We start from the raw sequence: 21,423 nt of genomic DNA, 5'->3' as shown, positions 1-21,423 counted from the left end.
TCGCCGAGGCCGACCGGACTGCGAAACCGGGTGCGCGAACGCGCGAGGGCCATGGGCACCGGTCGTGGCGAGCGCGCGTCAGAGCCATCCCCGGCGCCGGGCGATGCGTACCGCGTCGAGCCGGTTCCTGGATCCGGTCTTCTGCACGGTGGACAGCAGATGGTTGCGCACGGTCCCGACAGAGAGGTGGAGATGCCCGGCAGTCTCCTCGGGGCTCTCGCCCTCGGCCGCCAGCGCGAGGATCTCGGATTCCCTGTGCTCACGTACATAGCGCAGAATCTGCGCCCGGCGGTGCAGGCCCTCGTGCAGGGCATGGGCACCGTCGGCATCAGGCTGTTCGTCACCCTGGGACGGCTGCCCGGCGAGCAGCTACCACGGCCGCCGGCCGCTCCCGGCCCCCGGGCAGCCGTCGCCGTCCCGCACCCCGACGTTCCTGCCGCAAGGAAGCCGGCGGGTATCGCGGTGACCCTGGACGCGGTCGCCTTCTCCTATGCCGCGGGCTCGAACGAGGTCCTCAGCAACATCGACCTTCGCGTGGAACCCGGGGAACACATCGCCGTGGTGGGTCCCAGCGGCATCGGCAAGTCGACCCTGGCCTCGCTGCTGTCCGGCACCCACCGCCCCACGAGCGGCCGGGTCCGTTTCGACGGCGTCGACATCAGTGCGTTCACCCCCCGCCAACTGGCCGCGCACAGGGCCTACTTGCCCCAGGAGGCATACGTCTTCACCGGCACGCTCCGGGAGAATCTCCTCTACTTGAGGGACACACCCGTGGACGACGACGAGCTGGACCACACGGTCGGGGCAGTGGGCCTGGACCGTCTGGTTTCCGGGGCCGGCGGCTACGGCGGTCTCGTCCAGCCGCACCAACTGTCCTCCGGCGAACGCCAGTTGATAGCCCTGGCCCGCGCGCATCTCTCACCGGCCCGGCTGACCGTCCTGGACGAGGCGACGTGCCACCTGGACCCGGCCGCGGAAGCGCGTGCGGAGGGCGCCATGCGGGAACGCCCCGGCACCCTGGTCGTCATCGCCCACCGGATCAGCTCGGCACGGACCGCCGACCGGGTCCTGGTGCTGGACGGCGGAACTCCTCGGCTGGGCACCCACGCCCGGTTGCTCACCGAATCCGACCTCTACCGGGATCTGGTCGGCCTGTGGTCCCCGGGCGGCGCGACCCCGTGAGGGTGGTCGGGCTCGCTCCGGCCGCTCACGGCGCCAACCGGACGGGCCGTACGTTCACCGGCGACGCATCGGGAGACGTCCTCTTCGCGCTTCAGCCCCCTGCGCCGCCGAACACTCCAAGGATGCGCTCCGCGGCGAGGGTGGCCGTCAACTCGCCGTCGCGGACCTGTTGTTCGAGGGTGGGTGCCAGGGACCGTACCTCGGGATCCGCGTGGAGGCGGCCGAGGAGCTCGTCGCGGACCATCGTCCAGGTCCAGTCGACCTGCTGCTCGCGGCGCTTCGCGGCGAGCCGGCCGGTCGAGTCGAGCAGGGCGCGGTGCGCTTCGACGCGTTCCCAGACCGTGTCGAGGCCGGTCGATTCGCGGGCGCTGCAGGACAGGACGGGGGGTGTCCAGGCCGCGTCCACGGGGTGCATCAGACGCAGGGCGCCCGCCAGTTCACGGCCCGCGGCCTTGGCGTCGCGCTCGTGCGGGCCGTCCGCCTTGTTCACGGCGATCACGTCGGCCAGCTCCAGGACGCCCTTCTTGATGCCCTGGAGCTGGTCGCCGGTACGGGCCAGGGTGAGCAGCAGGAAGGTGTCGACCATGTTCGCGACCGCGGTCTCCGACTGGCCGACGCCGACCGTCTCCACCAGGATCACGTCGTAGCCCGCCGCCTCCATCACCACGATGGACTCCCGCGTCGCCTTGGCGACCCCGCCGAGCGTGCCGGCGGTGGGCGAGGGGCGCACGAAGGCGGCCGGGTCCACGGCGAGGCGTTCCATGCGGGTCTTGTCGCCCAGGATGGAGCCGCCGGTCCGGGTCGAGGACGGGTCGACGGCCAGGACCGCGACCCGGTGCCCGAGCGAGGTCAGCATCGTGCCGAGCGCGTCGATGAACGTCGACTTGCCGACGCCGGGTACGCCGCTGATGCCCACCCGCCGGGCCTTCCCGCTGTGCGGGAGGAGTTGGGTGAGCAGGGACTGCGCCAGGGTCCGGTGGTCGGGCCGGGTGGACTCGACGAGGGTGATGGCGCGGGCGATGTGCGCCCGCTTCCCGTCGAGTACGCCCTTCACATAGGTGTCGAGGTCGATGGCCATGGGGCTCAGAGGTCGTGCCCGAGTTCGGCGGCGAGCTTGTCGACCAGGTCGTACGCCGCGTCCGGGATGACCGTGCCCGGCGGGAAGACCGCCGTCGCACCCATCTCCAGAAGGGTCGGCACGTCCTGCGGAGGGATCACCCCGCCCACCACGATCATGATGTCCTCGCGCCCCTCCTCGGCCAGTTGCTCGCGCAGCGCCGGTACGAGAGTGAGGTGCCCGGCGGCCAGCGAGGACACGCCGACGATGTGCACGTCGGCCTCGACGGCCTGCCGCGCCACTTCGGCCGGCGTCTGGAACAGCGGGCCGACGTCCACGTCGAAGCCGAGGTCGGCGAAGGCGGTGGCGATGACCTTCTGGCCACGGTCGTGGCCGTCCTGGCCCATCTTGGCGACCAGGATGCGCGGACGCCGCCCCTCGGCCTCCTCGAAGGCGTCCACCCGGGTGCGGGTGCGCTCCACGGACGGCGACTCCCCTGCTTCGTTGCGGTACACACCGGAGATCGTACGGATCTGGCTGGAGTGGCGGCCGTACACCTTCTCCAGGGCGTCGGAGATCTCGCCGACGGTGGCCTTGGCGCGGGCCGCGCGCACGGCGAGTTCGAGGAGGTTGCCCTCGCCGCCCGCCGCCCGGGTGAGGGCGTCGAGGGCGTCCCGGCACGCGGTCTCGTCGCGCTCGGCGCGCAGCCGGCGCAGCTTCTCGATCTGCTGGACGCGGACCGAGGAGTTGTCGACCTTGAGGACGTCGATCTGCTCGTCGCTGTCGACGCGGTACTTGTTCACGCCGATGACGGGCTGGCGGCCGGAGTCGATCCGGGCCTGGGTGCGGGCCGCGGCCTCCTCGACGCGTAGCTTCGGGATGCCCGCGTCGATGGCCTGCGCCATACCGCCGGCCGCCTCGACCTCCTCGATGTGCTGCCAGGCCCGCCGTGCCAGGTCGTAGGTCAGCTTCTCCACGTACGCGCTGCCGCCCCACGGGTCGATGACCCGGGTGGTGCCCGACTCCTGCTGGATGAGCAGCTGGGTGTTGCGGGCGATGCGCGCCGAGAAGTCGGTGGGCAGGGCGAGCGCCTCGTCGAGGGCGTTGGTGTGCAGCGACTGGGTGTGGCCCTGGGTGGCGGCCATCGCCTCCACACACGTACGGGTCACGTTGTTGAAGACGTCCTGTGCGGTCAGCGACCACCCCGAGGTCTGCGAATGGGTGCGCAGCGAAAGGGACTTGGTGTTCTTCGGGTCGAACTGCTTGACCAGCCTGGCCCACAGCAGGCGCGCGGCCCGCATCTTGGCGATCTCCATGAAGAAGTTCATGCCGATCGCCCAGAAGAAGCTGAGCCGCGGCGCGAACGCGTCGACGTCGAGACCCGCCTCCTGCCCGGCCCGCAGGTACTCCACGCCGTCGGCCAGCGTGTAGGCCAGCTCCAGGTCGGCCGTCGCCCCGGCCTCCTGGATGTGGTAGCCGGAGATGGAGATGGAGTTGTAGCGCGGCATCCGCTGGGAGGTGAAGGCGAAGATGTCGGAGATGATCCGCATCGACGGCTTCGGCGGGTAGATGTAGGTGTTGCGGACCATGAACTCCTTGAGGATGTCGTTCTGAATGGTCCCGGCCAGCTTCTCCGGCGGTACGCCCTGCTCCTCGGCCGCCACGATGTACAGCGCGAGGACGGGAAGCACCGCGCCGTTCATCGTCATCGACACGGTCATCCTGTCGAGCGGGATGCCGTCGAAGAGCTGCCGCATGTCATAGATCGAGTCGATCGCCACGCCCGCCATGCCGACGTCGCCGGTCACCCTCGGGTGGTCGCTGTCGTAGCCGCGGTGGGTGGGCAGGTCGAAGGCGACGGACAGGCCCTTCTGGCCGGCCGCGAGGTTGCGCCGGTAGAAGGCGTTGGACTCCTCGGCCGTGGAGAAACCGGCGTACTGCCGGATCGTCCAGGGCTGATTGACATACATCGTCGGGTAGGGCCCGCGCAGATAGGGCGCGATGCCCGGGTATGTGCCGAGGAAGTCGAGGCCTTCCAGGTCGGTGCCGGTGTAGAGCGGCTTGACCGCGATGCCCTCGGGGGTCTCCCACAGCGGCTCGCTGCCGGCCGCCCCGGTGAGGGCGGCGCGCCAGGCGTCGGCGGAGCCTTCGGCGCGGGGCGCCCCGAGGTCGACCCCGGAGAAGTCGGGGATTCCCATCAGGACACTCCCATGCGGTCGAGGGTGGTGGAGAGCAGGGCGACGGCGTCGCAGCCCGCGTAGACGTACGCGTCGACATCGCTGTACGGTCCGCGGCCGGCGAGGAACACCTGTGTGGCGCCTGCCGACTTGAGGGTGCCGGCGGCGGCCGCCGCCTGTTCCTCGTACAGCGCGTCGCTGGAGCAGAGACAGGATTCGGCGGCGCCGGAGGCGCGGAACGCTTCGGCGGTGGCGTCACCGGTGACCGGTTCGATGCCGCCCGCCTGGAACAGGTTGGCGGCGAAGGTCGCCCGCGCGGTGTGGGCGGCGGCCGGTCCCAGGGTGGCCAGGAAGATCCGCGGCCGGGACCCGGTGGCCGCGAGGTGCGCGTCGGAGCGGGCGCGCAGCGCCTCGAACGCCTCGTCGCGCCGCACCCGGGGCAGCCCTCCGGACGGCGTCGGCGGTGCGGGCGCCCGTTCGACCGGGGGCTCGGCGAGGTTGGGGAACTCGCTGACGCCGGTGATGGGTTCGCGGCGCTTGGCGAGCTTCGCGGAGCGTACGGCCCAGGTGTTCGCCAGGTCGTCACCGATGCGGCCCGAGCGCAGGGCGGCGGCCTGGCCACCCGCCCGCTCGATCTCCTGGAAGTAATCCCAGCCCGCGTGGGCGAGTTCGTCGGTGAGCCGCTCGACGTACCAGGAGCCGCCCGCAGGGTCGATCACCCGGGCCAGATGCGACTCCTCGACCAGGATCGACGACGTGTTGCGGGCGATGCGCCGCGCGAACGCGTCCGGCAGCCCCAGCGCGTGGTCGAAGGGCAGCACGGTGACGGCATCCGCGCCGCCGACTCCGGCGGCCAGCGTGGCGACCGTGGTGCGCAGCATGTTCACCCACGGGTCGCGGCGCGACATCATCACCGGAGAGGTGACGGCGTGCTGGAGCTGGGGTGCCGGGGCGCCGCAGACCTCGGTGACGCGCGCCCAGAGCCTGCGGGCGGCCCGCAGCTTGGCGATCGTCAGGAACTGGTCGGAGGTGGCCGCGTACCGGAACTCCAGCTGGGCGGCGGCCTGTTCGGCCGTGAGCCCCGCCTCGGTCAGCTCCCGCAGATAGGCGACGCCGGTCGCGAGCGAGCAGCCCAGCTCCTGCGCGGCAGAGCCGCCGGCCTCGTGGTACGGCAGGGCGTCCACGGTCAGCGCGCGCAGCCCCGGGTACGCGTCGGCGCACTGCCGCGCGAGCCCGGCCACGGGTGCAAAGCCGAACGCCTCTCCGGTACGCGCCTCGTGACCCAGCGGATCGGCCCCGAGGCTGCCGCGCGCCGCCTCCTCGGCGACCCCGCGCTCCTCGTACAGGCGGAGCAACTCCCGTGCGGCGGGCTCTACTTGAGACCCCGCATCCAGGACGACGGCCGCGAGATCGAGGTACACACCGTCCAGGACCTGGGGCAGGCGCTCCACCGGGAACCCGCCGTCGCCGGCGACGAGCCACAGCGAGGTGACCCCGTTCTCCAGGTCGGCGAGCACCGCACCGTCCGCGACCGCGGTGTGCCGCTGTCGCACATCCCAGCCGCCGTTGGTGCTCCCCTCGGCGCGGCCACCGCGCACAAAGGGGGCAAAACCGGGGAAACCAGGATCGGGCACGGAGTCGTCCGCCGTGTAGAGGGGACGCGTACCGAGCCCGTCCTCCAACGTGGTGGACAGGGCGTCTTCGGTTGCCGCACCCGAGAATTCCTTGCCGGACTTGCGCAGTACGCCTTCCACAAGGCGCTGCCACTGCTCATGTGTCGCATCAGGAAACTCGGCTGCCAGCGAAAGCCCGTCGTCAGGCAGGACCGTCATGCTCGAATGCTAGGCCAGTCCCACAAAGGAGCAGCAGTGCACAGGGCTGTGACCTTGCACTCTCCCGATCACCCTTGATCCTTCGACTGTTTCCCCGCTAAGGAAGTGCGCAGGTGTCGACCAGAGCCGGGTGGCGCCCTGCCCAGCCCCGGCCCCCCGGGCGGGGACTCGCTCCCGCGCCCGCCGCCAAGCCGCCGTGATCAAGAAAAAGCAATCACTGAATCAGGTGACCAGACCCCCAGGAGTGGATCGAACTCAAGATCACGAGGCTCCGGCCCGGCAGCACGGACCTCCGGGCCGGGCTGGAACATCCGAGCGAGAGTTCGCCCGGTCATCACCGTTACGCATGAGCCGGCAGGCAAGTTTTCCGAGCACCTGTCCGCACTGATGCCTATCGGAGGAGCTCCATGCGAACCCAGCCCAACATCATCGGCGTTCACCTTGTGTTCGAACAGTCGGGACAGGTACTCCTCCAACAGCGCTCCCCCGGCGCCCACTTCGCGGCACGGGAATGGCACGTACCGGCCGGGCATCTCGAAGCGGAGTCGGCCGCGGAGTGCGCCGTCCGGGAAGCGGGCGAGGAGCTCGGCGTGCTCGTCGACCGCCAGGACCTCCGCCTGGTCCACCTGCTCCACTACCGCGGCAGCGGCTCCGCCGTCACCCCGCGCATGCACGTGTTCTTCCGCGTCCTCGACTACCGGGGCACGCCGAAGATCTGCGAGCCCGACCGCTGCGTCGCTCTGGGGTGGTATCCGACCTCCTCGCTGCCCAGCCCGCTCGTCGACTACACCGCCGTGGCACTCACCTCCATCGCCGCCAACCGCCTCTACTCCTCCATGGGGTGGGGCGCATGAGCCACACACAGCCGCTGACGCATGCGGCAGGCAGGGCCACGGCGACGAGGGGGCGGGCATGACCGGCACGGACGGACGTGACAGCACCGGCAGCGGCGCGGCCGACATCCCGCGCCCTCGGGAGGAACTGCTGGAGCTCCCTCCCGCCGCCCCTGCCCCGGCCACGGACGGCGACGACATCGTGGACGGCATGAAAGAGGCGTACTGGGCGGTCTACGACGGTGCCGCCGCGAAGGCGTCGGTCGGGCAGATCCTCAGGCGCCTCCCGGTGATCCTGCAGCAGATCGGGCGGCTCGCCTGGCAGGCCGACCGCGGCGCGACGGTACGGCTGGCCGTGCTGCAGATGGCCGCGGCGGCGATGACGGCGTTCGGCCTGGTGGCCACCGTGGGGGTGGCCCAGCATCTGTTCGCGGCCGGGCCGACTCCCGAGCGGGTACGGGCAGCGGTCCCCCAACTCATCCTCGTGGTGGGCCTGTTGTCGCTGCGCGCGCTGCTGGAGTACGGCGTCTCGGTCGCCCAGGCCCGGCTCACGCCGAAGATCCGTACCGCCCTGGAGACCGAGCTCCTGGAGCTGACCGCGCACGTCCGCCTCGACGTCGTCGACGACGCCGACTGGCACGACGAGGCGTACCGGGCCAGGGACCGGGGCCTGTTCTACTCACGGCAGATCGTCGGGCAGGCCGTCGGTCTCGCCGCCGCGCTGCTCGGCCTCGTGGGCACCGCCGGGGTCATCACCGTGCTCCACCCCCTGTTGATCCTGCTGTTGCCGTTGTCCGTCGTGCCCGTCGGTGTCGCCGCGGTCCGCGCGGCACGGGCCCGGTTCTACAGTTTCCGCCGGTGGAACGCCCTGCAACGGCGCATCCAGCTGTTCTCGTGGCTGCTCTTCGACCGGGACGCCGCCGCCGAGTTGCGCTCCAACACCGCCCAGCGGGCCCTGTTGGACGAGCACCTCCGCCTCACCCGGCACGTCGCCGCCGAGGACACCCGCCTCGACCTTCGCTCCGCCCGCCTCTCGCTGCTCGGCCGGACCACCGGCGGCCTCGGCACCACCGTCACCTACATCGTCCTGGGCGCCATGCTCATGCACGGATGGCTGCCGCTCGGCGTCGGCGCGGGCGCCGTCCTGGCGATCCAGAACAGCAGGTCCGCCCTGGTCAGAGTGGTCGACGTGGCTCACCTGGTGTACGAGCACGCCCTGTGGGTCGATGATCTGCTCGCCTTCCAGGCGCGGTGCCGCACCATGCTGCCGCGACGTACCGGCGTCGAGGCGCCGACCAGCGTCAAGGAGATCCGTCTGGACAACGTCTCCTACACCTACCCCGGCAAGGAGAGCCCCGCGCTCGACCAGGTCTCGATGACGCTCCGCGCAGGCCAGACCGTCGCCTTCGTGGGCGTCAACGGCAGCGGCAAGTCGACGGCATCCCGGGTGCTCGCGGGACTGTACGACGTGAGCGACGGCGCGATCCGCTGGGACGGCGTGGACGTGACCGCCATGAACAGCGAGTCGCTGCAGTCCCGCGTGGCGATGGTTCTCCAGGATCCGGTCCACTTCCCGTTCAGCGCCCTCGCCAACATCACCGTATCCCGCGGCACCCTGACCGAGGCCGACCCGCACCGGGCCCTCGCGGCGGTGCGGGCCAGCGGCGCCGAGACGGTCATCGCCGCACTGCGGGACCGCTGGAGCGCGGTCCTGTCCAAACGGTTCAAGGACGGCGAGGAGTTGTCGGAGGGCCAGTGGGCGAAGGTCGCGGTGGCTCGCGGCCTGTACAAGGACGCCCCCGTCCTGCTCCTCGACGAGCCCACCGCCAGCATGGACCCCCGCGCCGAACACGCCGTCTACCAGGCCGTGTTGCGGGGCAACCGGTGCGGCGACCAGATCACCGTGCTCATCTCGCACCGGCTCGCCTCGGTCGTCGAGTGCGACACGATCTACGTCTTCGAGCGCGGCCGGATCATCGAATCCGGCTCGCACCAGGACCTGATGGAACTCGGCGGCGAATACGCGGAGATGTTCACCCTGCAGGCCTCCGGCTACGGGTCCGCGACCGCCCGGGGAACGGAGCCGGCATGACCACGCCGAAGCCGGCCCGCGCTGTGCCGTGCCGGAATGCCGCGGGCGGTGTTCCCCCCGGGGCTGGGCCATCCCGGGGAACCTGATGGCAACCGCGAGTGGGGGGACCAGGAGCGGGCACTGTCCGGGCAGCGCCACATCCGTGCGCCACTCACACTGGAGACATCACATCGTGCGATCCATCAGACGAACCGTCACCGTCGCTGTTCTGACAGCCGCAGTACTGTGCACCACCTCGCTGACGTCGGCCTTCGCCGAGGACGCCAGCCCCGCCGGGGGTCTCGGCACCCTGGCCACCGGTGCCGACTTTCTGGCGAAGACCCTCGTGTCGGTCGCCGGCCTACGTTAGCCACGAGCGCCTTCCCCCTCACGGCCTCGCAGCATGAAGTCCGGTCGCGTACTGGTGCGTTGGCCCCAGCAGTCCGACTTTATGCATGATGTACCCACCGCCCGGGCCCGGGCGCCGCTTCGGTGCGGTGCCCGGGCCCGGGCGCACGATTGCGGTTGGGTTGCGGTCCGCGTTCACGTCGTTGCCCGGACCGGGCAGTGGACGTTGAGGGATCGTGGACCAACTGTCTGAGTCGAAGCCCGTCCATGCCGGGCTGCCGGACGTGTACTGGCTGAAGAGTTCGCGGCGCGAGCAGGAGAACCACTGCCCGAGCGGGCCCGAGCGGACGGACATCCGGCTGGAGATGCTGCACTCCGTCATGACCGGGTTCGCCGCGGGGACGGTCGTGGTCGCGACGATGGTGTCGGTCTGCGGCAAATGAGCCCCGGCGGCCGACCCGCACTCGACCCGCGCTTGCCCGAAGCGAGCGGCATCGCAGCCAACTCGCGTCACATATAAGGGCGTTGGTATACCGAGCCGGACATTGATCAGCCCCTCATCCCCCACGGCACCCCCCCTGCGCCTCCTGGGGATCACGGTCCGTGTTTACGATCAAGGTGCTTCCGGGAGGCGTGCAAAGTGGCCTCGCGGAGCAGGTTGATGCACTGGAGACCCTGGAATGCCCGGATATCAACCGGGCGGTGCGGGGCCCCACACAGAGCAAGGAGCGCGGGCATGGACAAGCGGTACGAGCCGGGGCGGCGGACGGTACTGGGAGCTGCGGCCCTGGGGGCCGGGGCTGCAGTACTGGCCGGAGCGGGACAGGCGAACGCGGCGGGCACGGGGCCGGCGGACCGGTCGACGCCCGCGGGGCCGCTCGCGAAGCTGCCCGTGCCGTTCGTCATCGGCCACCGTGGTGCCAGCGGCTACCGCCCGGAGCACACCTTCGGCTCCTACCAACTCGCCCTCGACATGGGAGCGGACGTCATTGAAGCCGGCGACCTCGTCCCCACCAAGGACGGGCACCTGGTCTGCCGGCACGAGCCCGACATCTCCGCCACCACCGACGTCGCGGACCACCACGAGTTCGCCGGACGCAAGACCACCAAGACCGTGGACGGCACGAAGATCACCGGGTGGTTCACCGAGGACTTCACGCTCGCCGAGCTGAAGACCCTGCGCGCCAAGGAGCGCATCCCCGGCATCCGGCAGCACAACACCCTGTACAACGGGCGCTGGGAGGTGCCCACCTTCGAAGAGGTCCTCCAGTGGGCCGAGCGCGAGGGGCGCCGCCGCGGCCGCCCCATTTGGATCTACCCCGAGACCAAGCACCCCACCTACTTCCGCAAGCTGGGTCTGGGCGTCGAGGAGCCGCTGGCCAGGCTGCTGCGCCGCTACGGCCGGCACACCGAGCACGCCCCGAACATCCTGCAGTCCTTCGAGCCCAGCAGCCTCAGGCGGCTCGGCGAACTCGGGGTGCGGTGCCCCAAGACCGTCCTGCTCGACGAGCCGTCCGTCAGGCCCGCGGACTTCGTCGAGTCCGGCGACCCGCGCACCACCGCCGACCTCCTCAAGCCCGAGGGGCTCCGGTGGATCGCCGGCTTCGCCCAGGGCATCGGCCCCTGGCTGCCGCAGATCATCGCGCAGGACGACCAGGGCAAACTCGGCAGGCCCACCACGCTCGTCCGCGACGCGCACGCCGCGGGACTGTTCCTCACCCCGTACACCGTGCGGAACGAGAACAGCTTCCTGCCGCTCGACTTCCGGGTCGGCAACAACCCCGGGGACTACGGCAACTCACTGGCGTACTTCAAGGCGCTCTTCGCGACCGGCATCGACGGCCTGTTCTCCGACGACCCGGACACCGCACTGCTGGCCGCCGAGGAATTCCGCCGCCGCTGACCCTCCCCAGCACCGGCCCCGAGCTCCCACCCACCCGCGTACTCACGCGAGTTGGAAACGTATCCGCGGAGCTCGGCGCCGGCCCGTTCCGCTCTGCCGGCCACCGGGCCTCGACGCGGTGTACGCCAGTGCCGTCCTTCAGGAATGGCTGAGTACGTTGACGACCCGGCCGTTCGGGTCACGGACGAAGAAGCGGCGGACGCCCCACTCCTCGTCCGTCAGCGGGTGGACGATCTCGGCGCCACGCTCCACCATCGCCCGGTGCACCGCGTCGACGTCCTCGACCTCGATGCTCACGTCCGGCGTGACCGGGGCCGTCTGGTCCTTGGTCATCAGACTCAGCTGCACGGCGGGGTTGTCCGTGGAGGCGAGCGTGACGATCCAGCCGTGGTTCATCACTTCCTCGAACCCGAGCACACCGTAGAAGTCGCAACTCTCGGCGAGGGCCTGCCCCTCGGACCGGAAGTTGGGAACGATCCGGCGAACGTACATGAGCCACTCCGTGGAACGCAGGAACGTACGGAACCCCCACGCTACCCAAACCCCGGTGACCCCACCGGCTGAGCGGCACGGGCCCTTTCGTACTCTGGCGTCCTGCAAGCACAGGGAGCCACCATGCCACGTGACAACCAGGGCGAGCCCTTGCCGGCGTTCCGGTTCGGCTGGCGCGGCAGGCATCACCCGGGCACCCCCGTGGACGACCTCTGGGTGACCATCGGCGCCGCGCCGGACGAAAGTTGGTGGTTCGCCGCCCACTTCATCGGGCGGGTCGCCATGCCCGGCGGAGCCTCCACGGCCGCCGCTTTCGCTCGCTGGGTACTCTCGGCACCGCCCGAGGGCCGGTACGAGAACGAGTTCCTGCTGATCGACGGCGAACAGCAGACCGGAGCAGGGCCTCTCGCGCACGGATCGTGGTTGACGGTCGAGGTCCTGATGGGCCGCCAAGAGCACGGAGAGCCCGAGTACCTTCACCTACTGCTGACCGGCGAGACCTCAGTGCAGCGCATCCCCTTCGAGGTGTGCGCACCACTGCACTGCGAGCCCCTGCCCCGTGCCGAGTTCCGATGCGCCGCTGCCCGACTCCTCGCGTTCTGCACGGCCGAGTAGCGACGCTGCTTCGCTGCTTCCGACAACTCAGGCCATTTGACTGCCATGTGATGCTACGTCAGGAGAACTGCCTCCGCCGGCCAGCCCCGTCACATGGAGCGCTCGCAGCATGGCCGGGAGATCCCAGTGGTCGTGTGCGGACGCGGCGACCAAGGACTGCAGCGCTTCCGGGGTCAGCTCGTACCGTTCGGCTCGGTCCAGGACCGTTTCCGGGGTGTCTCCTTCGCCCTCGCCGAGGTCGATGGCCTGCACGACGTCGTTCCTGTCGGCGAAAGGGCTCATCCCGCAGTCCAGGCCGTCGTCGTCGAGGTCGTCCGGGTACGGGGCGCGCGACCAGGCGCCGTGTTCGTACCAGTAGACACAGCCGAGTTCATACCCTTCGAGCAGGTCGCGGAGCTTCTCGTGGGGGAGCCAGTCGGGGGCGCCGGCCAGCATGTCGATGGCGGGCTTGTGCCACTTGACGTCGCTCGACTCGTCCTCCCCATAGAGCACGAACCGGCCCTCGCCCATCCTGGCCAGCGTCCACCACGTACAGCCGCAGTCGTCGAGGTGGAGGCCGCCGGTGTCGATCCAGCAGCCCGTGCGGTGCACCGACGGCGTCTCCTCGCCCTCGGTCGTCGCCTCCAGAACCGCGAGCAGGCCCCATCGCGCCCAGAGGGTCTCGGGCCGCGGCAGGTCGCCGGGCATGCCCGGACGCCGAATCGTCATGTCGTTCCCCCGTGGGAAGGTGTCGTCGCCAAGTGCGCGATCGAGCCTAGCGGGCTTGCGGGCCAGGCCGGACAGGGCGTCAGCCGATCCGAACCGGCGGCTCGGCCGTGCACGGAGGTCCCCCGTTCGGCGCAACCCGGCGCGACCCCGATGCCCCGGGCACCTTGACTGAGGGAGTGGACACTGTTGCGAAGCCCTCCGCCGCCACGCACAGCGATCTGAAGCCGTCGGCCGCCGCGTACCGCAATCTGGCGATGGCGACGGTCGGGTTCACGCTGACGTTCTGGGCGTGGGATCTGATCGCGCCCTTGGCCGGTGATTACAAGGACCGGCTGCACCTCAGTTCGCTGCAGCAGTCGCTGCTCGTGGCCGTCCCGGTACTCGTCGGTTCGCTCGGGCGGATTCCGGTGGGTGCGCTGACCGACCGCTACGGCGCGAAGCTGATGTTCCCGTTGATGTCCGCGCTGACCATCGTGCCGGTCCTCCTGCTGATCCCGGCGCGCGACAGCTACGGCCTGATGCTCGTGGTCGGCTTTCTGCTCGGCCTGGGCGGCACGACCTTCGCGATCGGCATTCCCCTGGTCAACTCCTGGTTCCCGCCCAGCAGACGAGGCTTCGCACTCGGCGTGTTCGGCATGGGCATGGGCGGCGTGGCCCTGTCCGGGTATCTCACGCCCCGGATCGCCAAGCACGGCTATCACATGCCCTTCCTGGTCGTTGCGATCGCCCTCGCCGCGTACGCCGCCCTTGCGGCGCTGCTGATCACGGACCGGCCGGACCGGCCCGTGCCCACCGCGTCGCTCGGTTCGCGGCTGGGGCAGGCGGGGCGGCTGCGCGTGACGTGGGAGCTGTCCGCGCTGTACGCGATCGGGTTCGGCGGGATCGTCGCGTTCGGCGTGTACCTGCCGACGTATCTCAAGACCTGGTATGCACTGTCGCCGACGGACGCGGGCTCCAAGGCGGCGGGGTTCGCCCTGGCCACGGTCGTCTTCCGGCCCATCGGCGGCTGGCTGTCGGACCGCATCCACCCCGCGCTGGTCACGGCCGCCGCGCTCGGCTTCGTGGCGCTGCTGGCGATCGTGCAGGCCTTCGACCCCACGCTGTACCCCGGCGGCACGATCGCCCTGCTGTGCATGGGCGCCGGGCTGGGTACGGCCAGCGGCAGCGTCTTCGCCCTGGTCTCCCAGGTGACACCACAGCGCCGAGTGGGCAGCGTGACCGGCATCGTCGGAGCGATGGGCGGCCTCGGCGGCTTCGTACCGCCCCTGGTCATGGGCGCGATCTACAGCGCGAAGGATTCGTACTCGATCGGCTTCATGCTCCTGTCCGACCTGGCCCTGGCGGGCTGCGTGTACGCATACGCGCGCATGAGGACGAGCCGGCCTGTGACCGATTGATCAAATCCCCGGTCCCTGGCGTCAGTTGAACCAGGTCGGCCGGCGACCGCCGCGGTGAGCACGTCGTCCGCGCCGGAGAGGGAGCAGTCCTGGGCGGTCGTGGACGAAACCCTGCCGAGGGAATGGAACGTGGCCGCGGCACCGGTCTTCGTCAGACGCGAGGACTCCTCGAGCCCGCATGGGCGCGGTCGTTCCGGAACGAGTGGTGGAGTGTGTACTGCTTGACGTCGAGGCCATGGGTGACGGCCGCCTCTTGCGCGGCGGCGTCGGTCCATTCGGTGACGACGATCGCGCGCTCGCCGTCCGTCGTCAGGTGGATGTGTTCGCCGAGCAGGCCCGGCGCCGCCACACCTGCGTTCTCCGCATCGTCCGCCGCCATCGTGGTCACCGCGAACACGCCCGGCCGGCGCTTCGCGTCGTGCACCACGCTGCGGTGGAGGCGGGTCCGGTCGAGTCCGGGACGTTCGATTCCGGGCACCAGCGTGTCGACACGGTTCACCATCTCCAGACGGCGGGCGCGGGCCCACGCGAGGTGGTCCTCGTCGCTGGTCCACTGCGCGTAGAAGAGGAGCCCGGTGCCGGCGGTGGAGATGAACAAGTGCTGGGCCAGGAGCGCGGAGGGCGTCTCGGCCGCCGCCCACTGGTCGATCATCGCGTCGGCGGCCGCGTGCGAGCGCTCGGGCGTGCCGGTGAGCCATTCACTGATCAAAGCTGTTCCGGCGGCAGGGTGGACGAGGTCCGTGAAGTGCGTCATGGTCATCAACTCTCATACATCAACCGCACTTGAGGTCAAGGCGAGCGCCGACGCGCGAGTCCCCCACACCCCGCCACCCCTCCGCATCCCTCAGCCGTCGGTCGTACGTCGGCGCCGGGATCGCACCACCGCCACGGCCGTCAACGCGGCCACGCCGGTCAGGCAGAGCCAGGCGAAGGTGTCTCCGATCCGGTCGTAGATCGTGGTGGTGCCGTGCGTGGGCACGTAGGCCACCATCGTCTGCTGAGCCGTCGTGAAGTAGTCGGCGGTGGCGAGGACATGGCCTTTGTTGTCGTAGGCGGTCGAAACCCCCTGCGCGTCCTGCCGGACCACCGAGTAGCCGCCCTCGATGGCCCGCAGGCCCGCCTTCGCGGTGTGCGGTCCGCCGTACTCCTTCCAGTCGGCGGAGGGGACCAGCATGATGTCGGCCCGCGTGCGCATCATCGCGGGGAAGTCGGCGTCGTAGCAGATGACATTGGCGATGCGGCCGTACGGAGTGTCGGCGACGGGCACGCGGCCGTCGCCCGGCGTGTACTTCTCCGAGCCGGGGATGGGGTGCGCCTTCTGGTAGGTCCACAGGACCTTGCCGTGCGGGTCGATGAGCAGCGCCTCGTCGCGGCCGAAGGCGGGGGCGGTCGTGCTGTAGACGCGGACGCCGATCTCCAGGTAAATCCCGGACCGGCGGGCCTGTTCCTGCGCCGCCGCGATGGCGGCGGGTGCGTGGGACTCCTGGGTCCTCACGGCCTCCTCCGGCCACGTCACGATCTTCGCTCCGGCCGCCGCCTCGCGCCGGGTGGCTTCCAGCAGGTCGTTCTCGACGGCGGTCATCGCGGGCTCCACCTCCGAGGCGGGCGCGGCAGCGATGTCGGCCGGCCCGCCGTCGATTCGCCCGAGCGCGGTCCGAAGAGCGTCGGTGGCGGTCCGGCTGGGGCTCACCCCGGCGATCCGCACGGTCGTACTCACCGGCGGACCGAAGGCGAGCCGGGCTCCGCCGGCGAGCACGACGGTCAGCAGCACCGTCCCGTAGACCACGGCGCTGCGCCACGCGGGCCGCTCCCAGATCCGGTTGGCGGTACTCGCGAAGTAGCCGATCAGGAACCCGATCCCCCACGGCCCGGTGACCGAGACGATCTGCAGGAGCGGGAGGTCGCCGTACTGCGTGACGGCCAGGCAGCCGTACGCCGTACCGAGCGGGGTCACCATGGTGATCAGGAACTCGGTGGCGGCGAACGCCGCGGGGAAGGCCAGGGCCGCCACCGCCGGGCGCAACCGGCCGGCCAGCAGCCTGTCGGCCAGGAACGGCAGCGTCTGCAGGGCGGCGAGTGCGATCGCGCCCACGACGGTGACGGGGTTGACGCCGAGCTCCGACTCCTGGATCCAGAAGAGGGCGGCAGCGATGTGTGCCGGCCAGATCCACAGCGTTCCTGACCACACTCGGCTCAGGCGGGCGAAGCGCAGCAGGAGCACGGGGAAGATCCAGGCCGCGGCCGCGATGTCCCACCGCCCGCCCACCGCGAAGAGCATCGTGCCCGTGCCGAGCACCAGCAGCCCGTACCGGAGGAGTGCGGACGACGTCCCTTGTTTTTCACAGGAGTTGGTCTTTGCCGTTTCGCTGTGCAGAGGCGGCGACGTCGGGGCGGCGAGGGGGTTGGCCGGCGAGAGGTTCGTCATGGCCAAGACGCTAGGCGGGCCTCTCCACATGGCACGTCCGTCTCCACGGCGATCTCCCGCACGCCCACGCAACTATCGATGCACGACCAGGGGACGATCCGCCGGGTACCCCGGTTCGTCTAGCCTGACGGACCGAGATGGTCATCGACATGAAAGCCGCGCCGCGAGCCGCGCGGCAGTGGACAGCCGACCGGCCGCGTCTGACGGACGTCGCGCTGGGCGGCGGTCTGACGTTGCTCGACGTGGTCACCGTGCTGGACCGCACACCGGAGCCGGCGGGCTGGGGAGTGGCCCTGTGGGGAGCGCAGACCGTTCCGCTGCTGTGCAGGCGGACGCGTCCGCTTGCCGTCCTGGCGGCGATGACCTGCCTGTACGTGGCCTTCCAGGTGCTCAGTCCGATTCAGGGCCGCATACCCGGCCCGTTCCTGCTCATGATCGGCGTGTATGCCGCGGCCCGCTACGCACCGGTCCCGGCAAGCCTGCTGGGAACGCTGCTGTGCCTGGCGACCACCGCCGCCGCCGATGCGCTCACCGGGCACTGGGAAGTCCCTCGCCTGGGATCACTGGAGCCGATCAGCACCACGACCTTCGTCTTCTTCTTCGGCCTCGCCTGGCTTCTGGGGTACGGCCGCCGCAGGATCGGCGCCGACGCGGAGCGCCTGCGTGAGCTCAATGGGCGCCTCAAGGCCGAGCAGGAACGCAACGCCCGGCAGGCGGTGGTCACCGAGCGCGCCCGCATCGCCCGGGACCTGCACGATGTGGTGGCCCACCACGTCAGTGCCATCGCCGTCCAGGCACGCGCCGCCGAGGACGTCATGACACCGGAATCCGTCCCCGCCGAGGCCGTGCAGTGCGCCGGTCTCATCGCGCGGACCGCCGACACCGCGCTCATCGAGATGCGGCGCGTCCTCGGGCTGCTGTCGTTCCACGAACGGGAGCTCGCGCCCGAACCGTCCCTCGACCATCTCGAACCGCTCATCGACGCGGCGACGGCGGCGGGCTGCCGCGTGACGTATGTGTCGGAGGTCCGGGCGCGGACCGCGCTCTCCGCGGGTCTGCGGATCTCGGCCTACCGGATCGTCCAGGAGGCGCTGACGAACGTCATCAAGCACGCCGGTCCCGTCGGCGTGCGGGTCGGCGTGGGCGGTGACGACTCCCGTCTCACCATCGAGGTCGCGAACGACCCGGCGCCACCGGGCCACTCACCTGTGCGCGGGACCGGGCGCGGGCTCGTCGGCATGCGGGAACGTGTCGCGGCCTTCGACGGCGTGCTGGAGGCCGGGCCGCGCGAGGACGGCGGCTGGCGGCTGTACGCGGTTCTCGTCGCGAAGGCGCCCCAATCGGCGGAGGCGGACGCATGACCGTCCGCGTGCTGCTCGTCGACGACCAGGAGATGGTCCGCACCGGGCTCCGCCTGGTCATCGACCGCCGCGAGGATCTGTCGGTCGTCGGCGAGGCGGCCGACGGGGAGCAGGCTGTCGCCCGCGCCGTCGAGCTCCGCCCCGATGTCGTACTGATGGACGTCCGTATGCCCGGCACGACCGGCGTGGAGGCCACACGGCGCATCACCGCGTGCTGGCCCGGGCCGGGCCCGGCACCGCGTGTCCTGGTGCTCACCACGTTCGACCTGGACGAGTACGTGCATGCCGCGCTGCGGGCGGGGGCCGTCGGCTTCCTGCTGAAGAACAGCCCTCCCGAGCAGCTCGCCCAGGCCATCCGCTCGACTGCCGACGGGGAGGCGGTACTTGCTCCCAGCGTCACGCGCCGCCTGATCGACACCGTCACCGCTCTGCCGGCCGCGCTGCTGCCCAACTCCCCGGTCCCCGTCCCCGCGCTGCGCGAGGGCGAGCCGGCGGATCTGCTCACCGAGCGCGAACTCCAGGTTCTCGTACTGGTCGCCCGGGGCCTGTCCAACGCCCGGATCGCCGAGGCCCTCGACCTCACCGAGGGGAACGTGAAGAGCCGCGTCAACCGCATCCTCACCCGGCTCGGCCTGGAGAACCGGGTTCAGGCCGCAGTGCTCGCCCACCGGAAAGGCCTGGTCTGATCCGTCCAACTGGCGCCCATCTTCATGGACGCGCCATGGAAGGCGAGATCCTCGACCGTCGGGCCGAGCCAGTGCTCGACCCCGGCCGCCAGGTCGAGCAAGCAAGGAAAGTCCTGCTCGCGGGCGAGTCCGACGATCACCGGAGCACTGTGACAGACGGCGCGGCCCGGTCCGATGCGGCAGCGTGCACGCCGATACACAACACGGGCTCCGCCCCCGGAGCAGGACCGCGCCGCCCAGCGCCCGCCGCCTGCGAACTCAACCCACCCGCCGCAACTCCCGCGGCAGTGGCCTGCTGTGGACGATCTCCAGGCCCGAGACGGCCCGCGTCAGGACCACGTACAGCCGGTGCAGGCCGCGCTCCTCCGCGGCTGCGATCTCGGCCGGTTCGACGGCGACGACGTGGTCGTATTCGAGGCCCTTGGCGAGGGTGGCGGGCAGCAGCGTGACCCGCGCAGCGGCCGCCGCGTCCAGGCCGGCCGACTCCAGGGCCGCGCCCAGTGCGGGCACGTCGCGGTCGGCCGCGATCACGCCCACCGAGCCCTCCCTGCCCAGCGCAGCCCGCACCGCATCGACCGCCACCTCGGCCAGCTCCTTCGGCATCGCAGCACTCCGATACCTCAACTCGCCATCCCTGCGCAGGGATTGACCGGACGGTACGTCCACGTCGAGCGCGGGGAGCAGCCGGTTGGCCAGTTCCACGATCGCGGCCGGCACCCGGAACCCCGTCGTCAGCGGCACCACCTGGGCGCCCGGCTTGCCCAGGTGGGCGAGCTGCGCGGACCAGCCGCGGGCCGCCCACGGAGTGGTGCCCTGAGCCAGGTCGCCGAGCACCGTCAGCGAGCCGAACACCGCGCGTCGGGCGATCGCCCGGCACTGCATCGGGGACAGGTCCTGCGCCTCGTCGACGACGATGTGCCCGTACCCCTCGGGGTGCTCGATCAGGCCCGCCACCTCGTCGAGCAGCACCAGATCGGCCGCCGACCACGTCGCGGACTTCCACGAGCGGGGCGGCTTCACCCACAGAAGCGCCTTCTGTTCCTCCGGATCGAGGCTGCCGTCGGCCGCCGCGGCCAGCGCGTCGGGGTCCGCGAACAGCTCGGCCAGCACCTCTTCCGGCTTCGCCTTCGGCCACACCGCGTCGACGAACTCGGTCACCGGACGCGCCCTGGTGATCTTCTGGAGCCAGGTGTTGTTCATGGGCCCGGCCCGCCGTTCCGCCTGGAGCTGGATCGCCCGGACCGCCCGGCTGCGCACCCGCTCCCGCCCGATGGCGTACGGCGGCGCCTCGGCCCGTACCGCCGCGACGATCGACGCGAGCTCCCCCCGGGAGACCCGCCAGGTGTACGAACCCTCGCGCAGCGCAAGGGAGTTGGCGGGCTGCGCGACACGGCCGTACAGGGCACGGCGGAGCACCTCGGCCATCCGCACGTCGTGCTTGACGACCGCCGCCTCCGGTGCGTCGACGGCTCGCACGTCGCGGCCGCGCGTCCCGCGCACGACCTCCTCGTCGACGGTCGACTGGCGGATGTCGTACTCGCCGAGCGCGGGGAGGACTTCGCGGACGTACGAGAGGAACGTGCGGTTGGGGCCGAGCACCAGGAGGCCCCGGCGCTGGATGCGCTGTGGATACGTGTAGAGGAGGTACGCCGCTCGGTGCAGGCCGACGGCCGTCTTGCCCGTGCCCGGGGCGCCCTGCACGCAGACGGATTCGGCCAGTTCCGAGCGTACGAGGTCGTCCTGCTCGGGCTGGATGGTCGCCGCGATGTCCCGCATGGGGCCGACGCGGGGGCGCTCGATCTCCCCGGCGAGGATCGCGCTGGCGCCGCGCACCTCCCCCGCCACCAGGCGCTCGTCCTCAAGCCCGGTCAGGTCCTGGGCGGCGCCGGAGCTCCCCTGCGCCCAGCCGAACCGCCGGCGGACCGCGACACCCTGGGGGTCTCGGGCGCTCGCCTGGTAGAAGCGGCGCGAGACGGGTGCACGCCAGTCGACGACGAGGGGTGGGGCGGAAGGGTGCTCGCTGATGCGGCGGCGGCCGATGTGATAGCTCTGGCCGGCGTGGTCACCTTCGGCCGCGGCGTCGAAGTCGAGCCGCCCGAAGAACAGCGGACCCTCCGGCATCTCCCTCAACTCCTTGGCCCAGCTGCGGAGTTGATAGCCGAGCACCTCGGCGTCGGCGCCGGAGGCGAATGCGTTCTCGCCGATGACGACGCGGTGCCCGGCACCCTCGGTCATGGCGGTCAGGGCCGCTCGGCAGGTGTCGTGGTAGGTCCGCTCGTGGTCGAGTTCCCGGTCGAGTGGCTTCATGCCGACCAGGATAACGCAACCGGGTTACA

Annotated in this window: 19 protein-coding genes; 10 read left to right on the top strand and 9 right to left on the bottom strand. The window is 70.9% G+C overall.

Annotation, left to right across the window (positions count from 1 at the left end; genetic code table 11):
- Positions 1 to 78 precede the first annotated feature (78 nt).
- Positions 79 to 234, bottom strand: a complete 156-nt coding sequence (locus ABD346_RS10765) for a response regulator transcription factor (RefSeq protein WP_344374465.1) — start codon at positions 232 to 234, stop codon at positions 79 to 81.
- Between ABD346_RS10765 and ABD346_RS10760 the strand changes: the two genes are divergently transcribed.
- Positions 193 to 1,182, top strand: coding sequence for an ATP-binding cassette domain-containing protein (locus tag ABD346_RS10760; protein WP_344374035.1), 990 nt, complete (start codon positions 193 to 195; stop codon positions 1,180 to 1,182). The two genes, ABD346_RS10765 and ABD346_RS10760, sit on opposite strands and share 42 nt — an antisense overlap.
- Positions 1,183 to 1,273: 91 nt before the next feature.
- Here ABD346_RS10760 and meaB read toward each other — a convergent pair whose 3' ends face one another.
- Genes meaB through ABD346_RS10745 form a run of 3 tightly spaced genes read right to left on the bottom strand, consistent with a single transcriptional unit; the run spans position 1,274 to position 6,248 of the window.
- Entirely contained in the window at positions 1,274 to 2,260 is a 987-nt protein-coding gene (meaB, locus tag ABD346_RS10755; protein ID WP_344374033.1) for a methylmalonyl Co-A mutase-associated GTPase MeaB, read from the bottom strand.
- A 5-nt stretch (positions 2,261 to 2,265) separates the two neighbouring features.
- Positions 2,266 to 4,437, bottom strand: coding sequence for a methylmalonyl-CoA mutase (gene scpA / locus ABD346_RS10750; RefSeq protein ID WP_344374032.1), 2,172 nt, complete (start codon positions 4,435 to 4,437; stop codon positions 2,266 to 2,268).
- The gene (locus ABD346_RS10745) at positions 4,437 to 6,248 is read right to left on the bottom strand and encodes a methylmalonyl-CoA mutase family protein (RefSeq protein WP_344374031.1); all 1,812 of its coding nucleotides are present in this window, start codon (positions 6,246 to 6,248) and stop codon (positions 4,437 to 4,439) included. The genes scpA and ABD346_RS10745 overlap by 1 nt, the downstream gene beginning before the upstream one ends.
- A gap of 407 nt (positions 6,249 to 6,655) precedes the next feature.
- Here ABD346_RS10745 and ABD346_RS10740 point away from each other — a divergent pair, with 407 nt between their 5' ends.
- The 5 genes from ABD346_RS10740 (at position 6,656) to ABD346_RS10720 (ending at position 11,403) form a co-directional block, all read left to right on the top strand.
- Positions 6,656 to 7,102, top strand: coding sequence for an NUDIX hydrolase (locus ABD346_RS10740; protein ID WP_344374030.1), 447 nt, complete (start codon positions 6,656 to 6,658; stop codon positions 7,100 to 7,102).
- A gap of 58 nt (positions 7,103 to 7,160) precedes the next feature.
- Positions 7,161 to 9,173, top strand: coding sequence for an ATP-binding cassette domain-containing protein (locus ABD346_RS10735; protein ID WP_344374029.1), 2,013 nt, complete (start codon positions 7,161 to 7,163; stop codon positions 9,171 to 9,173).
- A 172-nt stretch (positions 9,174 to 9,345) separates the two neighbouring features.
- Positions 9,346 to 9,522, top strand: coding sequence for a hypothetical protein (locus tag ABD346_RS10730; RefSeq protein ID WP_344374028.1), 177 nt, complete (start codon positions 9,346 to 9,348; stop codon positions 9,520 to 9,522).
- 214 nt (positions 9,523 to 9,736) lie between these two features.
- Entirely contained in the window at positions 9,737 to 9,943 is a 207-nt protein-coding gene (locus ABD346_RS10725) for a hypothetical protein (RefSeq protein ID WP_344374026.1), read from the top strand.
- Between the two features lie 293 nt (positions 9,944 to 10,236).
- Entirely contained in the window at positions 10,237 to 11,403 is a 1,167-nt protein-coding gene (locus tag ABD346_RS10720; protein WP_344374025.1) for a glycerophosphodiester phosphodiesterase, read from the top strand.
- Between the two features lie 138 nt (positions 11,404 to 11,541).
- Here the strand turns inward: ABD346_RS10720 and ABD346_RS10715 are convergent, their stop codons facing one another.
- A complete protein-coding gene (locus tag ABD346_RS10715) occupies positions 11,542 to 11,895 on the bottom strand; it encodes a VOC family protein (protein ID WP_344374024.1) in 354 nt (117 codons plus the stop codon).
- A 123-nt stretch (positions 11,896 to 12,018) separates the two neighbouring features.
- Between ABD346_RS10715 and ABD346_RS10710 the strand changes: the two genes are divergently transcribed.
- Entirely contained in the window at positions 12,019 to 12,510 is a 492-nt protein-coding gene (locus ABD346_RS10710) for a hypothetical protein (protein ID WP_344374023.1), read from the top strand.
- Between the two features lie 27 nt (positions 12,511 to 12,537).
- On the opposite strand, the gene ABD346_RS10705 is transcribed toward ABD346_RS10710, so the two are convergent.
- Positions 12,538 to 13,218, bottom strand: coding sequence for a hypothetical protein (locus tag ABD346_RS10705; protein ID WP_344374022.1), 681 nt, complete (start codon positions 13,216 to 13,218; stop codon positions 12,538 to 12,540).
- Positions 13,219 to 13,472: 254 nt separating this feature from the next.
- Here ABD346_RS10705 and ABD346_RS10700 point away from each other — a divergent pair, with 254 nt between their 5' ends.
- Positions 13,473 to 14,615, top strand: coding sequence for an MFS transporter (locus ABD346_RS10700; RefSeq protein ID WP_344374464.1), 1,143 nt, complete (start codon positions 13,473 to 13,475; stop codon positions 14,613 to 14,615).
- A 151-nt stretch (positions 14,616 to 14,766) separates the two neighbouring features.
- Here ABD346_RS10700 and ABD346_RS10695 read toward each other — a convergent pair whose 3' ends face one another.
- Positions 14,767 to 15,369 carry a hypothetical protein gene (locus ABD346_RS10695; RefSeq protein ID WP_344374021.1) on the bottom strand — a complete coding sequence of 201 codons (603 nt, stop codon included), beginning with the start codon at positions 15,367 to 15,369 and terminating at the stop codon, positions 14,767 to 14,769.
- 90 nt (positions 15,370 to 15,459) lie between these two features.
- Positions 15,460 to 17,040 (bottom strand): nitrilase-related carbon-nitrogen hydrolase, encoded by a 1,581-nt coding sequence (locus ABD346_RS10690; RefSeq protein ID WP_344374020.1) that lies wholly within the window; start codon positions 17,038 to 17,040, stop codon positions 15,460 to 15,462.
- 149 nt (positions 17,041 to 17,189) lie between these two features.
- Between ABD346_RS10690 and ABD346_RS10685 the strand changes: the two genes are divergently transcribed.
- The gene (locus ABD346_RS10685; protein ID WP_344374019.1) at positions 17,190 to 18,401 is read left to right on the top strand and encodes a sensor histidine kinase; all 1,212 of its coding nucleotides are present in this window, start codon (positions 17,190 to 17,192) and stop codon (positions 18,399 to 18,401) included.
- Positions 18,398 to 19,087: a response regulator gene (locus tag ABD346_RS10680; protein ID WP_344374017.1), complete on the top strand. Its 690-nt coding sequence runs from the start codon at positions 18,398 to 18,400 to the stop codon at positions 19,085 to 19,087. The genes ABD346_RS10685 and ABD346_RS10680 overlap by 4 nt, the downstream gene beginning before the upstream one ends.
- A 258-nt stretch (positions 19,088 to 19,345) precedes the next feature.
- Here the strand turns inward: ABD346_RS10680 and ABD346_RS10675 are convergent, their stop codons facing one another.
- Positions 19,346 to 21,394 carry a HelD family protein gene (locus ABD346_RS10675; protein ID WP_344374016.1) on the bottom strand — a complete coding sequence of 683 codons (2,049 nt, stop codon included), beginning with the start codon at positions 21,392 to 21,394 and terminating at the stop codon, positions 19,346 to 19,348.
- Between the last annotated feature and the right edge of the window lie 29 nt (positions 21,395 to 21,423).

Source organism: Streptomyces mauvecolor, from assembly GCF_039532965.1.
GTDB classification, from domain to species: Bacteria; Actinomycetota; Actinomycetes; order Streptomycetales; family Streptomycetaceae; genus Streptomyces; species Streptomyces violascens.
The sequence above is the reverse complement of the archived record's forward strand: the minus strand, read 5'-3'. Positions and strand labels throughout refer to the sequence as shown.

Coding starts and splice junctions, on each gene's coding strand:
- ABD346_RS10760 (WP_344374035.1), top strand. CDS start 193: ATGCCCGGCAGTCTCCTCGGGGCTCTCGCCCTCGGCCGCCAGCGCGAG.
- meaB (WP_344374033.1), bottom strand. CDS start 2,260: ATGGCCATCGACCTCGACACCTATGTGAAGGGCGTACTCGACGGGAAG.
- scpA (WP_344374032.1), bottom strand. CDS start 4,437: ATGGGAATCCCCGACTTCTCCGGGGTCGACCTCGGGGCGCCCCGCGCC.
- ABD346_RS10745 (WP_344374031.1), bottom strand. CDS start 6,248: ATGACGGTCCTGCCTGACGACGGGCTTTCGCTGGCAGCCGAGTTTCCT.
- ABD346_RS10740 (WP_344374030.1), top strand. CDS start 6,656: ATGCGAACCCAGCCCAACATCATCGGCGTTCACCTTGTGTTCGAACAG.
- ABD346_RS10735 (WP_344374029.1), top strand. CDS start 7,161: ATGACCGGCACGGACGGACGTGACAGCACCGGCAGCGGCGCGGCCGAC.
- ABD346_RS10720 (WP_344374025.1), top strand. CDS start 10,237: ATGGACAAGCGGTACGAGCCGGGGCGGCGGACGGTACTGGGAGCTGCG.
- ABD346_RS10715 (WP_344374024.1), bottom strand. CDS start 11,895: ATGTACGTTCGCCGGATCGTTCCCAACTTCCGGTCCGAGGGGCAGGCC.
- ABD346_RS10710 (WP_344374023.1), top strand. CDS start 12,019: ATGCCACGTGACAACCAGGGCGAGCCCTTGCCGGCGTTCCGGTTCGGC.
- ABD346_RS10705 (WP_344374022.1), bottom strand. CDS start 13,218: ATGACGATTCGGCGTCCGGGCATGCCCGGCGACCTGCCGCGGCCCGAG.
- ABD346_RS10700 (WP_344374464.1), top strand. CDS start 13,473: ATGGCGACGGTCGGGTTCACGCTGACGTTCTGGGCGTGGGATCTGATC.
- ABD346_RS10695 (WP_344374021.1), bottom strand. CDS start 15,369: ATGACGCACTTCACGGACCTCGTCCACCCTGCCGCCGGAACAGCTTTG.
- ABD346_RS10690 (WP_344374020.1), bottom strand. CDS start 17,040: ATGACGAACCTCTCGCCGGCCAACCCCCTCGCCGCCCCGACGTCGCCG.
- ABD346_RS10685 (WP_344374019.1), top strand. CDS start 17,190: ATGAAAGCCGCGCCGCGAGCCGCGCGGCAGTGGACAGCCGACCGGCCG.
- ABD346_RS10680 (WP_344374017.1), top strand. CDS start 18,398: ATGACCGTCCGCGTGCTGCTCGTCGACGACCAGGAGATGGTCCGCACC.
- ABD346_RS10675 (WP_344374016.1), bottom strand. CDS start 21,394: ATGAAGCCACTCGACCGGGAACTCGACCACGAGCGGACCTACCACGAC.